Below are 18364 nucleotides of genomic sequence, written 5' to 3' on the forward strand. Positions count from 1 at the left end.
TTGCCGAGCAGCAGGAACAACACGACGATGACGAGCAAAGCGCCTTCGAGCAGGTTTTTCTCGACCGTCCAGACTGCCCGTTCGACCAGATCGGTCCGGTCATAGATCGCGACCGCTTCGACCCCGGCGGGCAGCGCCTTGGCGGCCTGATCCAGCCGCTCCGCCGCTGCGCGCGCGACCACGCGGCTATTTTCGCCCGCCAGCATGACGACTGTGCCCAGCACGACTTCCTGCCCGTTTTCTGTGGCGGCACCGGTACGCAATTCCTGACCCATCCCGACATCTGCTACGTCATTGATGCGGATCGGTACGCCGCCGCGATTGGTGACGATGATGGATTTGAGGTCTTCAACGCCCCCCGCCTGCCCCGGCACCCGGACCAGATATTGTTCGCCATAGCGTTCGACATAGCCTGCGCCGACATTGGCATTGTTGCGGCCCAGCGCCTCAACCACATCATCGAGCGCAAGCCCATAGGCCGCCATCCGGTCCGGCAACGGGGTGACATGATATTGCCGTTCATAGCCGCCGATGCTGTTGACTTCGGTGACGCCCGGCGTGTTGCGCAACTGCGGGCGGATGACCCAATCCTGCAAGGTGCGCAAATCCTCGGCATTATAGGGCGTGCCGTCCGCCTTGCGCGCGCCCGGTCTGGCCTCCAGCGTGTACATGAAAATTTCGCCAAGGCCGGTGGCGATCGGCCCCATTTCCGGTTCGACGCCGGGCGGCAATTGCGATCGCGCGGTCTGCAACCGTTCGTTGATCAGCTGGCGCGCGAAATAAATGTCGGTGCCATCGGCAAAGACGGCAGTGACCTGCGACAGGCCGTAGCGGGAGATGGAGCGTGTATAGTCCAGCCCAGGCAAGCCAGCGATCGCCGTTTCGATCGGAAAGGTGACCCGCTGTTCCGCCTCCAGCGGCGAAAAGCCGACGGCTTCGCTGTTGATCTGCACCTGGACATTGGTGATGTCCGGCGTCGCGTCGATCGGCAGCCGCTGGAAGCTCCATATGCCAAGCGCGCAGAGCACAAGCACGGCAGCCAGCACCGCCCAGCGCAAGCGGATGGCGGCGGTGACGATACGTTCGAGCAGCGGGAGCTGGCCGGCGGCGATGGCCTCAATGGTCATGGCTGGCTCCCGACTTGTCGATATCGGCGCGGATCAGGAAAGCGCCATCGGTGACATATTCGGTGCCGGGCTCCAGCCCACCCAGCACTTCTGTCCATCCCGGCGTCCTGCGGCCCAGTTCGAGCATGCGGACTTCATAGCTGTTGCCGACCTTGGCATAGACGACATCAAAATCGCGGAAGCGCTGGATCGCCTTGGTCCGCACCGCCAGCGGTGCCTGCGTCTCGGCAACGGCGAAGGCGCCTTCCACTCCCATGCCGGGGCGAAACTGATCGGCTGCGGATTCGGGCAGATGGACATGGGCGAGCAGGGTCTGGCTGGCCAGGTCTGCGGTCGGCAATATCGCTTCCACTGCGCCGGTCAGCCGGGCCGCACCCGACAGACTGCGTAGCGCGACCTTCTGCCCTACCCGCACCCTTTCAGCATCGCGCGGATAGACGAAAAATTCGGCATGCAGCTTGGCCGGATCGGCAATCACGAACAGCGCCCGGTCCCCGGTCATGTCCCCAATATTGGCATTTTTTTCCACGATGATGCCGCTGATCGGCGCAGTGACGACATAGGTCTGGAGCGAATGGCTGGATTCGACGCGCAGCAGTGTCTGGCCACGCCGCACAGTCTGCCCCAGTTCGCCGTTCATCGACATGATCTGCCCAGGCAGTCGGGCGCGGACGTCGGCCTTGCCTTCAGGCGTGATTTCGATGCGACCCGACAAGTCGATCAATTCGGCGATCGAGGCTGGCCCTGCCCGTTCGGACCGCACCCCGCCCGCCCGCGCAGCGTCCGCAGCGATGGTGGTTCGGCCTTCATAGGACGCATAGCTCCATTTATGCGTCCGGCCAGCTTCGGCAGCCATGACCTTTACATCGAAACTATGCGGTTCTTCCACAGCCCCGCGACCACGCAGAAAATCATCCTGCGGGGAGAAGGCAAATCGATCGATCTTGCCGCCCAGCCTGGTCAGTTCGACACTCAGTTGAACATCTTGCGGCCTGACCGGCTTGTCGTCACGATAGGCGTAGACATGGAATTCGGGTTCGGCGCCATCTTCAAAGATGGTAATTTCAACCGCGAAATTGCCGTGGCGCAGCATCCGACCGCGATGGGGACCGCGCTCTTCCTTGGCCTCTTCCGCGCCATGCTCCTCATGATCGTGCGAAGGCGGGGTTTCGCTACACCCGGCAAGCCAGGTGGGGACGAGCAGCAGGGCCGCAAATTTCAACAAGGGGGACATCAGCGATTCTCCGCGCTGGCAAGAAGGGGGGCGTGGCGACCGGTCAGCCGATCAAGCCGCGCGCCGTCGAGATGGTAGGATTTGAGCAGGGCGATGCGGCGATCATAGACATTGATCATCGCCTCCTGTGCCTGCGTGACTTCCAGGAAGGTGAAAGCGGAGCCGCCGCGATTATAGCCGTCGCGCACCAGCACGACCGCGCGTTCGGCGCTCGGCAGAACCACATTGTCGATCTTGTTGATTTCGCGCACGATCGTCGCGCGCTGCGCCAGCAGCCGGTTTATGTCGCGCATCGCCTGCACCCGCAGCACCGCGATTTCGGCTTCGACGACACGACGTTCGGCTTGCGCCTGCTCGACATTGCCGCGCTGGGCGCGCCGACCGCCAAGCGGGATGGAGCCGCCGACCACGATGCTGACATCATTGCCCTGCCCATAATGGCGCAACCCCGCGCGCAGGACCGGATCGGCAGCGCTGTTCGCCTCCGCCAGTCGCGCGCGCGCCGCCGCCGCGTCACGCTCTGCATCGAGCAGCGCGACATCTATGGGCTGCGCGTCGGCGGCCGGATCGGGCGCCAGGCGGGAAAAGCTGCTGGTATCGATCTCCACGTCGCCCTGCGCGCCCCACCATGCGGCCAGCGACATGCGCGCAATCCGGGCAGCCTCAATCGCCTGTTCATGGGCGATGCGGGCCTGCGCCACAGCGGTGCGGGCGCGCTCCAGCGCGAACAGGGGATCGAGAGCGCGCGCGACCCTGCGCGCCACTTCCCGCTCCAGTCGTTGGGCGAGCGTCAGCCGTTCCAGCGCAACGGGGACTTCGGCTTCCGCCGCCAGCGCCTCCACCCAGGCGGTCTGCGCCTGTGCCAATATGTCGAGCTGGCGCAGGCGGCCGCGTTGCTCGGTCACATCGCGGTTCAGCCGCGCCGCGCCGATCCGCGCCTCCCGCTTGCCACCGCGTTCCCAGGTCCGTTCATACCAGGCAGTCGTCTGGGTGCTGGCGATCGGCGTGTAGGGACCAGTGCGGGCCAGATCCTCCAGGTCGACGGTGACGACATCCTGGGGCCGGACCTCCGCCTGTTTTATGGCGGCGCTCGCCGCGTCATGTTGGGCGGCAGTCACGGCAACGCCGGGATCGGCCTGCGCCACGCGCGACATCGCATCGGCAAGCGTCAGCCCCTGCGCTGCCAATGGCGGAGCGGGAAAGAGAGCGCTGGCAAGCAGCATGATGGTCAGGCGCGGAACAGCGCGCGCCCTGAAATATCGAAACATGAAACAGGCTTTCGCTATGCGACGTGGATCAACCCGCGCCGCATGGCGGCCACAGGTTCAGACGCGGAAAGCGAACAGCCTGGGTGGGCGCTCTTGCCCCTGAAAGGCGGAGTCCGGCTCCACCTGATCAATCATCATGGCAGGCGGCGCAAAGCGCGACGAGGGCGCAGCGAGTCCTGCCTGCGTGAGCAGGATGATACCGGACCCGCTATCGCCATGATGGTGATGGCTGTCGGGCAAGCGATCGGACTGCCCTTCATCCTGTTCGCCATTGACATCATGGTCGGCGTCATGCGCCTCTTCCACAGTCAGAGCGCTTAACAGGAGATGCCCATGGGCCTGGGCCGCGCCGGGCGCATGCTGCACCTTATCGATCATCCGCGAAAGGCCCATGCCCGCAAACAGGGCCAGCAGCGCAATGCACAGCAATGCGACCAGGCGAGCATGCAGGGAGAAGCGCAAGGCGAACATGGCGTCAGCCTATCCAGCCAAGCAGGGCGGCACAAGTCTCTGTCGATCGCAAGGCGTCATCGTAAATCGCATTCATGGGGCCGATAGCAGCATATCCTGCCGCCCTGCCCGACCAAAGCCGTCGCGGCATCGGCCTGTCATGCACGGCAATGGCCAGTCGCCCAGTCCGGCGACCGGCCATTCTTGCTGCCTGTGTCAGAAGCTCTTTTTCGCGGTGATCATCCATTCGCGCGGCCGACCGACCACGCCGGAAACGACGCCGAAGCTGCCGACATTTTCCGCCTTGCCAGCATAATAATAGCTATCGAGCAGATTGGTGACCCCAAGGCTGAGCGACCAGTCCTTGTCCGGCCCCTGATAGGTCAGGCGCGCATTGACGAGATGCGGCGGGTTGATCTGATTGAAGGCATTGTTGATGGCATTGTAAAAATAGTTGGAGCGCCAGGACCAGTCGATACGCGGTGTCAGCGTGCCCGATCCGGCCAGATCCGCTTCATACTGGATGCCCGCCGACAATTGCCATTTGCTGATGAACGGCGCGATCATATTTTTCGTCACCAGCGTCGCGGGATTGGTGATCTTCTTATAGTCAAAGTCGAGATAACCCGCGGACGCGTCGATCGACAGGCCGTCGGTGGGACGAAGCGAAGCTTCCAGTTCCCAGCCAAGGACGCGCGCGTCGCCCGCGTTGGACGGGACCGAGCAGGAGAATACGACGCTTTCCGGGCACTGATAGCGGACCAGCTGCATATCCTTGTAATCATTGAGGAACACAGCGCCGTTCAGCCTTAGCATCCGGCCCATCAGGTCTGCCTTGAAACCGGCTTCATAGGTCGTCAGCTTTTCCGGGCCGAAAGTCTGCACCTGGTCGGGGGCTGAAGGACGCGGGTTGATGCCGCCGCCCTTGAAGCCGGTCGAGACCTGCGCATAGGTCATCAACTGGTCGTTCCAGCGATAATTCACGCCCAGACGGTAATCGAGGCGATCGCCCTTGAACGTGCCCGACAGTCCGTCAAGACCGGCCAGCAGGAAGTTGGGCGTGAAGAAAGCGCCGCTGGGCAGACTGCCGTCGATATTCCGGCGCGAATAATCATAGGTTTTCTTGTCGTCAGTGTAGCGCAGGCCCGCGATCACGTTGAACGCATCGGTGACATGGAATTCGGCATGGGCGAAGGCCGATGCACTGCGGTTCTTGACCACGTCATCCACCAGAAAATCGAACAGGAGCGTCGGGATAGCGCTGCGCCCCGACAGAAGATCGGTCGCCTTGTAATAGAAGCCGCCCACGGTCAGGTCGACAGCATCGTTGAAATTGGCGCTCAGGCGCAATTCCTGCGTGAATTGTTCATGGCTGTAGTTGAACTGCTGCAACAATATGGCGAGCGGCGAGCCATCCACGTCGATCGCGCTGGTGCCGTCCGCCTTGCGATAGCCGGTGATCGATTTGAGCTTGAGCATGTCGGACAGATCATAGTCGATCGTCCCGGCAATGCCCCAGCTTTTGACCGAACTGGTGGGGCTGGCGGAGAAGCCACCGGGTGCGACCTGGGTCGGGATGCCGAACACGGTCGTGTAATTGCCGCCCGTCGCATAATTGGCGTAGGAGGTGTAGCTCTTCGACGCAGTGATGAAGCGGCTGTCGAACGGAATGCCGGCCGTAGGATTGCCCGGCACATAGCTGCGCACTAGCGGGTTGTTGGCATAGAGCAATTTGGTCGCGACCGCTTCGCTATTATCCTTCGACACGTCGGCGACGATGTTGACTTCCAGCGGCGAGCCGACCGGCGCGAAGCGCAGCGCGGCGCGCAGGGCCATGACGTCGATGCCGCCTTCGGTGCCAACCTGGCACCCCTTGTCATTGGTACCAGTGGGCGCGATGCCCGACGCGGGATTGACGCAGCCATAGTCCAGCAGTTTCATATAGCCGTCGACATTTTTCGACACGCCCGACACACGCAGGAACAGGCTATCGCTCAACGGGATGTTGGCGCTGCCGCGCAGTTCCAGCCGGTCATAGCTGCCATAGGTCGCTTCGATGAAGCCGCCCGCTGTTGCGTCGGGCTTCTTGCTGAACAGCTTGACCGCACCGCCGACGCTGTTCTTGCCAGCCAGCGTTCCCTGCGGACCGCGCAGCACCTCGACCCGCTCCAGATCGGTGAGGTCCATCACCGCACCATAGGTCGTGCCATAATAAATATCGTCGATATAGATGCCCACGCCCGGCTCCAGCGCGAAGCTGGAATCCAGCTGGCCCACGCCACGGATGAAGGCCGCGACAGAATTGCCCTGAAGGCTGGTCGCGGGAGCCAGAGCCACGTTGGGGGCGAATTGGCCAAGGTCGGTGACGCTGGTCTGGCTGCGCGCGGCAAGGGTTTCGCTGGACACCGCGGTGATCGCGATCGGCGTGTCCTGCAAATTCTGCTGGCGAAACTGGGCAGTGACGATGATGTCGGCGGACTGGTTCGACTGATCGGCCGCCTGTTCCGGCACGGATGCGTCCTGGGCCAGTGCGGGACCAGCGGCCATCGCGGCCATCATCGCGATGCAAGCGGCATTGCTGCGAAATGCAGACTTCCAGATATGTGACATTATTTTCCTCCCTATTGTCAGTCAGCAAGGCAAAGGGGGAGGATCACCGGACCGCCCATAGGCGATGCCGGTCCAGGCGACGCTTATGCGTCTGCCTTTCCTGCCGTCCTCTGATCCTGCCTGCCCGACTGTTCTGCTCTGACAGTATTTTTGGAGGGAGCGACGGATAAGGCCCACCCCCTCCTCTTCAATAAATAACGATCGTTACGATTTGTCAAGCCGTCACGCGGCTTCACTGTCCACATTCTGGCGCGCATTCGCCAATTGCCGGGCCGATACCCATGCGCCATGAACCTGCGCGCGCATCGGCATGGGCATGGGCACGCGAGCGATCGGCCCGGCCGCAATTACGCCGGCCTCCACCACCCAAAGTTCGGACTTGAAATCCGCCTCGCCTGCCTGCCGGTCGACGACCATCAGCAGCCAGCCTTCATGGTCTTCCTGCGTCGATGGCACATGGACCGGTTCGCTGATCGCCATGCCCGGCTCCAGCCCCATCATGTCGATACGACCATTGCCCGGTTCGATCCGCAACAGCGCGTTGAACGCAACCCCTACAGGTCCGCCGGGCAAAGGTGGCCCGCCTCGCGGGTTCATCGACAGATACCAGGCCGCCCGATAAGGCCGCCCCTGATCCGCGTCGCGCAGCCGTGGCATGTCGCCGGGCGGACCAACCAGACGCTCCTCGAACATGTCACCCTCCTTCGACAGGTCGAAGGTCCAGCGGGTCAACCCGCCCTGTATATCCCGCTGGTCGCGCTGGATGCCGCCCGCCTCGCGCATGAAGCCGAAGGCATTGGTGTCCGACAGGCAGAGATCGAGATGGACGAAACCATCCTCCTCATAGGCGTTCACAAGATGGAAGGCCGAGACGCCATTGCGCCCCTTGAACCAGCGCATCTCCTCCACCTTGCCATAACGCGGCATGATGCCGACCCAGCTTTCCAGATCCTGCTGGTGCGCCCAGTGCGCGCCGCCCGCTTTCAAGCGGTCGAGATCGGCCGTGGTGGGGAAGAGCGGGAAAATGGCGTAATGTTCGGTGATCGCGAAATCGTGGATGGTCGAGCAATAGGGCTGATCGAACCATTGTTCACTGATCAGTTTCCCGTCGCGATCAGCGATCGCATAGGAAATTTTGGTCGAACACAGACCATCGGCTTCATAGCCGAAGAAGAACATTTCCCCGGTTTCCGGGTCGACGCGCGGATGGGCCGTGAAGGTCTGGGATTTGAGCGCACCATAATAGTCAAAGCGGCCCAGCGTCTCCAGCGTGTCAGGATCGACCTGATAGCCCAGGCCGTCCTCCTTGGTCATCAGCAACCGACCGCCGTGCCAGACCGGGGTGGTGTTCGCCACGGTGCGATCGCGACCCGCCACGCTGGCGTCGTCGGTAAAGGGATTGCGATACTGGCCGAACAGGGCGCGCCGCGCATCCTTTTCCAGCCGGTATCGTTCGGTTTCGACATAGCGGATCGCATAATCGACCTTGCCATCATGGATCGCGAATTTCGCGACCATTCCATCGCCCGACAGCACGATGTCATCGTCAAACATCGGCGGATGGGCAGGGTCCGGCACGGCGCGGAAGAAGGCACCGTCAATTTCCGCGGGGATCGTCCCGATGACGTCCAGATTGCGGGCGGACCATTCGATGCCCACGGGCGTATTCAGTCCGACGAAATGGATGGTCTGGGGATAGTTTGGCATCGCCCTGGGTTCCTTATTCTCTCCTGACGCACATACTAACATTCGTTACTATTATTGCAAGCGCAGAATGTATGCCGGGGCAACCATCATCCTGGTGGCTGCATGTTGCGACGTAGCGTCTTGAGGACATGATCGGCCCCCTTGTCGCCGATCATGATTGCCGTCGCATTGGTGTTACCCGCCGGCAGCGACGGCATCACCGAAGCATCGGCGACCCACAGCCCCTCCACACCAATGACGCGCAAATCCTGATCGACCACCGCAGCGGGATCGTCTCGACGACCGATCCGCGCGGTCCCGACGGGGTGATAGAGCGGGATGGACGCCATCTTGACATAGTCGCGCAGTTGCTCCGTCCCGGCCAGCGCCGCGCCCGGTCGCAGTTCGCTTTTCACATGGGGCGCGATCGCGGACTGGCGCAAAATATCGCGGGCGATGACGATGCCTTCGACGATCTGTTCTATGTCCAGTTCACTGTCGAGTTGCCGATGCGCGATGACGGGGGGCGCCAACGGATCGGGCGAACGCAGCGTGATCCGCCCGCGATGGCTGGGCCGCATCAGCCCCACCAGCGTCGAGACGGAAGGATTTTTGCGCAGCATCAACCGACCCCGCTCATCAAAATCGAAGGCGAAGGCGGCAAAGCTGATCTGGAGATTGGGCACGGGCAAATCCGCCCGGCTTTTGACGAAGGCCTGCGCATGGCCGATCGCCGTGGTCAACGCACCGCGCTTCGCCAGCGCATAGCGCAGAACCTGCCACGCGCCGCGCAACCCCTGTGCGTCGCTGTTCAGCGTCGCGCCATCGACTTCATTGACGACATGGGTACCGACATGATCCTGCAGATTGCGGCCCACGCCCGGCAGGTCGCGCACCAGGTCTATGCCCATCTCCGCCAGATGATCGGCCGGGCCGATGCCCGACAGCATCAGCAGGCGCGGCGTGTTCATTGCCCCGGCCGACAATATGACGCCATGGCGCGCGCGCAACGTCTTTTCGACGCCATCCTGACGATAGACGATGCCAACCGCGCGATTATCCTCGATCAGCAGCCGGAGCAGTTGCGCCTCCAGCAGGATCGTCGGCGTCTTGCCGCCACGCCGTTCATGCAGATAGCCGCGCGCCGAAGAACAGCGGGTGCCGTTGCGCTGGGACACCTGGACATAATCAACCCCCTCGGCGCTTTCGCCGTTCAGGTCCGTCGAGCGGGCGATGCCCGCCTGTTGCGCTGCCGCAATCCACTGGTCAGTGATCGGATAGCGCGCGCGCCCTTCCGACACGGCGATTGGTCCGCCGGTCCCGCGCCACGCATCCGCGCCGCGTTCATTATCCTCCATCCGCCGAAAATAGGGCAGCACGGACGCATAGTCCCAGCCATCGGCACCCAACGCCGCCCACCGGTCATAATCCCAGCGGTGACCGCGAATGAACATCATGCCGTTGAGTGCGCTTCCCCCGCCCAGCAGTTTCCCAGCCGGCCAGATGTCGGCCCGTCCGCCCAGCGACGGATCCGGTTCGACCTGATAACACCAGTCATAGTCCGGATTCTGGACAATCGAACTGGTCAGGGCAGGGACGCGCGAACGCATATGCCGATCGGTCCTGCCCGCTTCTATGAGGGTGACGGCCAGCCCGGCTTCCGCCAGCCGCCCGGTCATCGCAGCCCCGGCAGATCCGCCGCCCACCACGATGATATCGCTCTGTTCCATGTATGATCCTAAAAATTGGACATGACGGCGATGCTGGGTGCATCGAGCGGCTTGCCCGCCGCCTTGAGTTTCATTTCCCGGTCACGCAGCGCGCCCTGTTCGGCGATCAGCCAGGCATGGATCGCATCCACATCCTGCGTCGACAGAATATCGTCCCAGCGCGGCATTCCGCCCGGCAGCAACAGACCATCGCGCACGATCGCGCCGAATACATCATGGGTCGCAGGCTGCATCCGGCGCAGGTCCGGCGCGGTCGAGCGCAACTGGTTGCTGTGACAGATGGCGCAATTCTGGAAGAAGAGGCCCTGCCCCCGCGCGATCATGGCCGCAGTAACGCCGGGCTTCTGCGCCGGGGGCGCAGCCGCGACCTCCAGCGGCGGCAGCGGATCGGGCTTCTTCACCGGCCCGCCGTCCAGTTTGAACACCAGCAGGCGGTTGGCATTGCCAAAGCGATAGGCCGCGGCATAGTCGGGCACATAGCCCCAGCCGCCACCACCAAAGCCGGTTGCGACAGCGACATATTGCACGCCCTTGACCCGATAGGTCATCGGCGCGGCCATGATCGAACTGCCGGTATCGATTTCCTTGAGCAGCCTGCCAGTATCGGCATCCCTGACCATCAGCTTGCCGCCGATCGTACCGTGAAAGACCAGTCCCGATGCGGTGGCGAGCGTCCCCATCCGGTCCTGCCACCCTTGGGTCGGAACAGTCCATTTTGCCTTTCCGGTCAACGGGTCGATGGCGCGCAGTTCGGAACTATAGGGCTTGTCCTTCACCCATTGCATTTCCGGCAGCTTTTCGACCTGATCGCGAACCGCCGACGGCAGCGTTGGCAGCACCTGCTGCAACATCGGCGTGAAGATCAGGGTGGTCTGGACATTGAGCGCCCTGGCGCGGCGGGCCTGTTCGGGCGTGCCGGGTGGCGGCCCGAACATGAGATTGCCCATGTCCAGCACATGCGCGAAATAGAGTTTGCGCGTCGGATCATAGGCTGCGGGGTACCAGTTGCGCGCGCCAGCCGAGGCTGGATAGACGATGCGCGGACCGTTCCAAAAGTCGACATTGCCGGGGGTCATCTGCGCGACGCCATCCTTGTCGAAACCCTTGGTCCAGTTGGTGCGTACCAGAGCATTGATCCGCAGCGGCTTGCCGGTTTCCCGGTCGATCACGAACAGATAGCCATTTTTGGGCGAATGGAGGATGGCGGGGCGGACCTTTCCGTCCACCTCGACATCGGCCAGCACCATCGGCTGGGTCGCGGTAAAGTCCCAGCTGTCGCCGGGCGTTTCCTGATAATGCCATTTGACCGCCCCCGTCTTGCGATCCAGCGCGACGATGGACGAGAGGTAGAGATTTGTGCCACCCTTGGGCGAGCGGGTCTTTATCGAATAGGGTCCGCCATTGCCGACACCGATATAGACAGTGTCGAAGGCGGGATCGTAGTTGATCGCGTCCCATACGGTGCCGCCGCCGCCAATGTCCCAACGGCTGTCCTTGTCCCAGGTCTTGAGCGCGGCATCGAGTGCGGGATTTTCCTGCGGACCGGCTTTGGGATCGTGGGGCACGGTGAAGAAGCGCCATGCCTGTTTGCCATCAGCGACGCGATAGGCGGTAACATAGCCGCGCGTGTCATATTCCGCGCCTGCATTGCCAATGATGACAAGGTCACCTGCAACCTCTGGCGCGCCTGTGCTGGTATAGCCGCGCGTGTGATCTATGATCGTATCGACCTTCCAGACGATCGCGCCGGTCTTGGCATCGAGCGCGTAGAGCTTTCCGTCGAGCGCGCCGACCATCACCTTGCCGTCGGCCACGGCAACGCCGCGATTGGCCTGATCACAGCAGGCCGAACGGTTGGCCTGCATGTCAACCTCCGGCTCAAAGGTCCAGAGCGACGCTCCCGTTGCAGCATCCAGCGCATAGACCCGGCCGAGATTGCCGCTGGTGTACATGATGCCGTCGACCACGACCGGCGTGGCTTCCTGCACCCGGTTGGTGCCAAGGTCGTGCGACCAGGCCAGGCCCAGCCGCGCTACATTGCTAGCATCGATATCGGTCAGGCGGGAAAAATGGCTGCCTTCGACATCGCCGCCGGTAAAGGGCCAGTCGTCACCTGCACCGCCCTGGCTGCCGCCGCTCGCGCATCCCGCCAGCATCAGCAGGGCAAATAGCGCGCCTCTCACAGCGGCCAGCTTGCCTTGTGCGCCAGCATGACCTCGCGCAGCGATTTGGGTTTGCGACCCGTGATCCGTTCGACGCAATCGGTCGCCTGGGCAAAATAGCCTTCGCGGATCGACTGGCCAAAGGTGACCATGTCATCGCTCGACCAGGGGATTGGTCCATCAGGCATGATGTCCGACGCATGACGGGGAATGCCCAGAGAATCGAAATAGGCGAACATGCCATCGTCATCGACCGGTTCGACGATGATCGGCTTGCCGGCCATGTCGCTGGCCATTGCCATGGCCTGCGGAATGGTAATGAGATCCGGGCCGGTCAGCGTGTAGGCCTTATTCTCATGGTCCGGCTGAGTCAGCACGCCAACGGCGGTGGCGACACAATCGTCGCGGCTGACAAAGGCGACCGCACCGTCGGCGCAATTGTCCGGCTTTGTCCCGGCCATCAACGCGGGAATGACCATCGCGGCGGCAACCGCCTCGGCATATTGGCTATCGCGCAAATGGGTCCAGGCAGCGCCGGACGCCTCGATAATCTCTTCGGTCGCGCGGTGATCATATTTGACGATGGCGGGATTGCCCGGTTCGTCTGCGGCGATGATCGAGGTGTAGACGATATGGCGCACGCCCTGCGTGACCGCTGCCTCCACCGCGTTACGATGCTGGCCGACCCGCGTGCCGACGCGAGCGGTGCTGATCAAAAGCATCCGTTCGCCCCCAGCCATGGCGGCGGGAAGGGTCGCGGGATCATCGAAATCGGCGAAGCGGACGTCAGCGCCCCTGGCGGCAAAGTCGGCTAACTTAGCAGGAGTGCGCGATAGCAGGATGACGTCTTGCGGAGCGACCTTGTCCAGCAACAGCGCCGCGGCGGCGCGGCCGAATGCGCCGGAAGCCCCTGAAATAATGATCTTTCCCATGCAGCCCCTCATCTGTCTTTCTTATCGACGGTTGCGCATGATAGTAACGAATGTTATTGTTGCGTCAAGAGAGTGAAAACAGGAGAGTGACCATCATGCCAAGCCTGCCCATCGAAGACCGGATCGCCCTGCAGGATCTGATCGCCGCTTATAGCTGGGCGCTGGATACCGGCGATGTCGATGCGCTGGTCGCCTGCTTCACGCCCGATGCGCGGATGGTGGAGGAAGTGTTTGACGATCCCGACATCTGGGAAGGGCATGACGGGATTCGGGGGATTGCCGAACATTATCGCAATGCGCCAGGCTTCCCCGGTCGCCAGCATCATGTGAGCCAAATTCAATATATGCCGCAGGCGGATGGCAGTTGCATGATGCGGTCCTTCGCTTTCGTGACGGAATGTGAAGGCGAACCGCCCTATCTGCTGCGCTTTGCAGGCTGGTATGACGATCATGCGGTCAAGGGCGATGGCGGCGAGTGGCGTTTCCATCGTCGTACCGTGCGCCTGTGGGATGGCGCGGTGCTGAGCAAATTTCCTGGCCGGGGCGAGTGGGTGCCGCGCAAGCGCCCCGACTCGCTGATCATCAAGCGCTAGGGGTTTAGCGGGACCGGATCAGCACCCAGCTGAGTGCCGGTTCCGCCATCCCCGTAGCCGGGACGATCGCGCATTTCTCCACACCGCCCAGCGCCAGTTCGGCAAAGGCTTCTGGCCAGCGAGCGCCTGCAAGCCGCGCCAGCGTGCCGATGGTTGCGCCGTCGGGCGCGCAGATCGGCACCATGACGCCGACGGGGCGATGCAGGACCAGCGCGATGCGGCGATAGCCTGCCTCCGCCGCAATTTCGCCGATCAGCAGTTCATCGCTACGCCGGGTGACGCCGAAGATCGATGCCGGCTCGCTGGCCAGCAGGCCGCGCAATTGGCGGACGCGGTCGCCCTCCAGCGCCAGTGATGCGCCGCCCAGCGCCGCCGCCCGCACGGCGAACCGATGCCCCGCGCCAAGCCCTGAATCATGCAGCAGCAGCGGCCCGCCAGTTCGCGCAGCCATAGCGCCGCCAGAACCAGCGAGCGCGGACGCAACCGCCGCGCTGGCCAGAAAGTCGCGTCTTGTCACGATCGTCATTGTCCCCCCTCCCCGGCGCGTGCCAAATGCCTGGCGATCAGGTTCATGTCGGCGTCGCTCACTTCACCACGCGGAATGGCGGGCATGTTGCCAATGCCCATACGCGCGGCCTGCACGACATAATCGACGGTCAGGTCGGTGCGCTTTTCCAGCAGTGGCTGATCCGTCCGGCGGGCAAGCAGGCCTGTTCCCATGCCGCCTGGGCCGTGACACATCGCGCATTTTTCCAGATAAAGCCGCTCGCCCGGTCCTGCCTTGGGCCGGGAGGAGACGGTTTCCGGCGCGGGCAGCGGTGGTGGCCCCTTGGAGGCTTCTGCCGGTGGCGACGCGCTTTCATTCGCGCGGCCGCACGCCGCCCCGGCCAGCACCATGGCGGATGCCGCCAAAGTCATCCATCCGCGCCGCATCATGCCCGCCCTCCTGCTTTCCGCGTGGGCCAGATGCCACTCTTGCCCGGCGCGATCACGCCGTTGGGATCAAGCGCGTCCTTGACCTTGCGGTTGATCTGCCACAGCGACCCCTTGTTGAAATCATAGGTGGCAGCGACCGCATCCATATAGTCGAGATGGGTGCGATATTCGCCATAGCCCTGCGCCTTGGCGTCAGCGATCAACTGTTTGAGGAAGGGATCAACCCTGCCCATCAAGGCAGGATCATCCTTGTTGATTAGCACCGCATTGACGTTGATGAGATGGCGTTCGCCAAAGGCGAAGCTGGCCTGATAATCCATGCCATATTCCTTGTAGCGGGCATAGGTGCGCTGAAACTGCGCCATCGCCGCTGCGCCCGATTGCGGCAGGATGGGCGAGAAGCCGACATGGCCGCCGCGTCCGCCATGCCAATTGGCATTTTGCATCGGCATGGTCAGCGGCGTGCCGGTCCAACCGCTCGCCTCCATCGGCTCGCCCGTCTTCCAGCTTGTCGGGCGCATCGCCATGGGCTTGAGCGCGGACATCGCCTGTTCCAGCACCGCATAGGCCGCCTTGTTCACCGACTCGCGACCATAAAGGCGCAGGCTCACGCCCCACCAGCCGACATTGAATTTCTTGCGAATAGCGGCAATCACCTCATCGCCCAGCGCGCCGGGCTTGTCGGTCCACTGATCGCGCGTCGTCAACACCGCGGCTGCGCGCAGCCAGTTGCCGATGGTGGGCGACTGCTGCAACAACCCTTCGCGTCGCAACGGCGCGATCGCATCGATAAGCGGTCCCAAATCCTCTGGCCGGTCAAATTCCAGGTCCATGCCCATCAGCGATTCCGGCGCAGGCATCAGCCACAGGCCCATTTTGGTCACGATGCCGAAATTGGACTGGACGAACATCTGGTCCCAGCTTGGACCAAAGCCGAAGCGATAGAGTTGCCAGGTGGGTGCGCCGTCCAGTGCGCCCATGCCCGTGCGCACGACCAGCCCGTCGGCCATCACCGCTTCGATGCCGCAGATGCGCGCGGCATGTTCGCCATAGGGGGTATAGCCCACCCCCCGGTCAAGCGCATTGCCGACCACCGATCCCCAGCTGTTGCCGGGCACCGACAGCCAATGTTTCATGCCCTTCGACTTCAGGAAATCATAAAGATCGTAGAAGCCTACCCCCGGTTCCAGCAATACCGTGCCGTTCGCCTCGTCATAGTCGATTTTCTTCATGCGGCTCATGTCGAGGACGACAGAACCCGCCAGTAGCGGGGCGGAGCCGCCATAGCCCAGATTCTTCCCCCGGCTGATCGGCCAGAGCGACAGGCCGCGTTCCGACGCGACGCGGACAATCGCCTGCACCTGTTCCACCGTGGTTGGCGCGACCGCACCGGCGGGATGATGCAGGGCATCGTCGATGGCGAACTTGTCCTGATAGGCAAGCTGGTCCGCTTCATCGAAGAACACATTATCCTTGCCAACGATCGCAGCGAAGGCGGCGATGACGGCGGGCGAAAGGGGTTGGGCCATATTGTTGTGCCTTGTGACTGGAAAGAAATTCAGGCCGCCGCGGTCCAGCGAGTGCGGGCCGGCGGGCGCGCACCACCGTCGAGCCGCAATATTTCAGCGTTGATCATCGGGCTGCGGATCAGGAACATGGCGGCATCGGCAAATTCCTGCGCGGTGCCCGCGCGGCGGGGAAATTCCATGCCGTCGATCAATTCGTCGACCAGCGCATCGGGCATGGGCGCCGTCATCGGCGTCGCAAAAAAGCCGGGCGCTATCCCCACGCAGCGGATCGCATGGCGCGACAGGTCGCGCGCCCAAATCAGCGTCAGCGCAGCCAGCGCCGCCTTCGATGCGCCATAAGCATCCATCCCTTCCTGCCCCTCGAACGAGGCGATCGAGCAGGCGTTGAGGATGATGCCGCGTTCGCCATCAGCGCCATCGGGCATATTGGCAATCATGGAATGGGCAACATGGGCAGTGACGGCAACCGCGCCGATCAGGTTGACGTCGATCACCCGCCGAAAAGCGCTGATGTCCCCCGGACCAGCGGGCGACGCGATCGAACCGATGCCGCCGATGCCAGCCACATTGGCCAATATCGCGATCGGGCCATGGTGATCGACAATGGCCGAGATGACAGCCGCTACCGCCGCTTCGTCCGTGATGTCGCAAGGGATCGATTCGATCCCGGTCAGGGTAGCCGGATGTCGATCGAGCACGACGACCCGCGCTCCTGCGTCGCGCAGCGCATGCGCCAAGGCTTCGCCCAGGCCCGATGCGCCCCCGGTCACGAGCGCCAATTTGCCGTTCACGTTCATCCCGCCTCGCTCCGCCGATCATGCCGGCGATTTAATAACGATCGTTATCATCTAGCGGGTCGACGGCGTTGTCAAGCCAGCGCCGGGCGGGCCGATAGGCAGGATCATAAAATTCGCTTGCCAATTCTCCCTGCGATATTGTATCCCTAGCATACATATTCGGTGAGGCCGCCCCCGGCCCGCCTTTCACAGGACCAGCCAGGGAGCAGGATGATGGAAAACGAAAAAGACGTCGTATCGGTGCATGTTGAGGACCGGATCGCCTGGGTGAATTTCGCCCGCCCCGCCAAGCGCAACGCGATGAGCCCGACGCTCAACCGGCGCATGATGGAAGTGCTGGACGAACTGGAATTCCGCGACGATGTCGGCGTACTGGTGCTGAGCGGCGAAGGCACGGCCTGGTCAGCGGGCATGGACCTGAAGGAATATTTCCGCGAGACCGAGGCCGATGGCCTGCGCGGTGTGCGCAAGTCGCAGCGCGAAAGCTATGGCTGGTTCCGCCGCCTGCGCTGGTTCCAGAAGCCGACCATCGCGATGGTCAATGGTTGGTGCTTTGGCGGTGGCTTTGGCCCGCTGTTCGCCTGCGACCTCGCCATCTGCGCGGATGAAGCGCAGTTCGGCCTGTCCGAAATCAACTGGGGCATATTGCCCGGCGGTGGCGTGACCAAGGTGGTGGTCGACCTGCTGTCGATGCGCGACGCCATGTCGCTGACGCTGACCGGCGACCGGATCGACGGCAAGCAGGCGCCGGCCATGCGACTGGTCCTGTCTCTTATACACATCTAGATGTGTATAAGAGACAGGCCTGCGCGGTGTGCGCAAGTCGCAGCGCGAAAGCTGTCTCTTATACACATCTTGCTGTCGATGCGCGACGCCATGTGGCTGACGCTGACCGGCGACCTGATCGACGGCAAGCAGGCGTCGGCCATGCGACTGGTCAATGAAAGCGTGCCGCTCGACCAGCTCAAGGACCGCGCCCGCGCGGTTGCCGACAAGCTGCTGTCGAAGAATCCGGTCGCTCTCAAATTCGCCAAGGATGCAGTCCGTCGCGTCAACACCATGACCTATGACGAGGCCGAGGATTATCTGGTGCGCATGCAGGAAGCGGCCAATTTCCACGACAAGACGGAAGGTCGCAAGGAAGGCATCCGCCAGTTCATCGACGAAAAAAGCTACAAGCCGGGCCTGGGCGCCTATGACCTGTCCAAGGCCAAGGCGAACGCTGACAGCGCAGCCTGATTCCCCTAACCCTCCTGACGGGCGCCGGACAATGTTCGGCGCCTATTTTTTCATATCCGCGATATATCCAT

General features: G+C 62.8%; 14 protein-coding genes and 2 pseudogenes (1 of these 16 running past the window's edge). 3 read left to right on the forward strand and 13 right to left on the reverse strand.

Annotated features, from left to right (window positions below):
* The 9 genes from FE851_RS19905 to FE851_RS19945 all read right to left on the reverse strand — a co-directional run.
* Nucleotides 1-1091 carry the 5' end (the start) of a CusA/CzcA family heavy metal efflux RND transporter gene (locus FE851_RS19905; RefSeq protein ID WP_261371137.1) on the reverse strand. The gene continues 2032 nt to the left of window position 1, outside the view, so 1091 of the gene's 3123 nt are visible here — the first part of the coding sequence; it begins with the start codon at nt 1089-1091; the stop codon falls past the left edge of the window.
* Nucleotides 1092-1116: 25 nt separating this feature from the next.
* Complete coding sequence (locus FE851_RS19910) at nt 1117-2361, reverse strand: efflux RND transporter periplasmic adaptor subunit (protein ID WP_145206366.1); 1245 nt, start codon at nt 2359-2361, stop codon at nt 1117-1119.
* On the reverse strand, nt 2361-3629 hold the full coding sequence (locus FE851_RS19915) for a TolC family protein (RefSeq protein ID WP_145206369.1): 1269 nt from the start codon (nt 3627-3629) through the stop codon (nt 2361-2363). Before FE851_RS19915 ends, FE851_RS19910 begins: the two co-directional genes overlap by 1 nt.
* Before the next feature lie 57 nt (nt 3630-3686).
* Nucleotides 3687-4100, reverse strand: coding sequence for a hypothetical protein (locus FE851_RS19920; RefSeq protein ID WP_145206372.1), 414 nt, complete (start codon nt 4098-4100; stop codon nt 3687-3689).
* 195 nt (nt 4101-4295) lie between these two features.
* Entirely contained in the window at nt 4296-6689 is a 2394-nt protein-coding gene (locus tag FE851_RS19925; protein ID WP_145206374.1) for a TonB-dependent receptor, read from the reverse strand.
* 222 nt (nt 6690-6911) lie between these two features.
* Complete coding sequence (locus FE851_RS19930) at nt 6912-8396, reverse strand: carotenoid oxygenase family protein (RefSeq protein WP_145206377.1); 1485 nt, start codon at nt 8394-8396, stop codon at nt 6912-6914.
* A gap of 86 nt (nt 8397-8482) precedes the next feature.
* Nucleotides 8483-10105, reverse strand: coding sequence for a GMC family oxidoreductase (locus FE851_RS19935; protein WP_145206380.1), 1623 nt, complete (start codon nt 10103-10105; stop codon nt 8483-8485).
* A gap of 8 nt (nt 10106-10113) precedes the next feature.
* The gene (locus FE851_RS19940) at nt 10114-12288 is read right to left on the reverse strand and encodes a PQQ-dependent dehydrogenase, methanol/ethanol family (protein ID WP_145206383.1); all 2175 of its coding nucleotides are present in this window, start codon (nt 12286-12288) and stop codon (nt 10114-10116) included.
* The gene (locus tag FE851_RS19945) at nt 12285-13199 is read right to left on the reverse strand and encodes an NAD(P)H-binding protein (RefSeq protein WP_145206386.1); all 915 of its coding nucleotides are present in this window, start codon (nt 13197-13199) and stop codon (nt 12285-12287) included. The genes FE851_RS19940 and FE851_RS19945 overlap by 4 nt, the downstream gene beginning before the upstream one ends.
* Before the next feature lie 95 nt (nt 13200-13294).
* On the opposite strand from FE851_RS19945, the gene FE851_RS19950 reads away from it, so the two are divergent.
* Nucleotides 13295-13792: a nuclear transport factor 2 family protein gene (locus FE851_RS19950; RefSeq protein ID WP_145206389.1), complete on the forward strand. Its 498-nt coding sequence runs from the start codon at nt 13295-13297 to the stop codon at nt 13790-13792.
* Nucleotides 13793-13796: 4 nt separating this feature from the next.
* On the opposite strand, the gene FE851_RS19955 is transcribed toward FE851_RS19950, so the two are convergent.
* From FE851_RS19955 to FE851_RS19970, 4 genes are read right to left on the reverse strand one after another with little or no spacing between them, the layout of a single operon-like run.
* A complete protein-coding gene (locus FE851_RS19955; protein WP_145206392.1) occupies nt 13797-14318 on the reverse strand; it encodes a hypothetical protein in 522 nt (173 codons plus the stop codon).
* Nucleotides 14315-14728, reverse strand: coding sequence for a c-type cytochrome (locus FE851_RS19960; RefSeq protein WP_145206395.1), 414 nt, complete (start codon nt 14726-14728; stop codon nt 14315-14317). The genes FE851_RS19955 and FE851_RS19960 overlap by 4 nt, the downstream gene beginning before the upstream one ends.
* Complete coding sequence (locus tag FE851_RS19965; protein WP_145206398.1) at nt 14725-16257, reverse strand: FAD-binding oxidoreductase; 1533 nt, start codon at nt 16255-16257, stop codon at nt 14725-14727. The genes FE851_RS19960 and FE851_RS19965 overlap by 4 nt, the downstream gene beginning before the upstream one ends.
* A gap of 29 nt (nt 16258-16286) precedes the next feature.
* Entirely contained in the window at nt 16287-17054 is a 768-nt protein-coding gene (locus tag FE851_RS19970; RefSeq protein ID WP_145206402.1) for an SDR family NAD(P)-dependent oxidoreductase, read from the reverse strand.
* Between the two features lie 210 nt (nt 17055-17264).
* Between FE851_RS19970 and FE851_RS19975 the strand changes: the two are divergent.
* A pseudogene (locus FE851_RS19975) lies at nt 17265-17819 on the forward strand (p-hydroxycinnamoyl CoA hydratase/lyase); the annotation flags it as partial.
* A 90-nt stretch (nt 17820-17909) separates the two neighbouring features.
* Nucleotides 17910-18293 (forward strand): annotated as a pseudogene (locus FE851_RS19980) (enoyl-CoA hydratase-related protein); the annotation flags it as partial.
* Nucleotides 18294-18364 lie beyond the last annotated feature (71 nt).

The sequence above is a fragment of the Sphingobium sp. B2 genome, from assembly GCF_007693735.1.
Taxonomy (GTDB): Bacteria; Pseudomonadota; Alphaproteobacteria; order Sphingomonadales; family Sphingomonadaceae; genus Sphingobium; species Sphingobium xenophagum.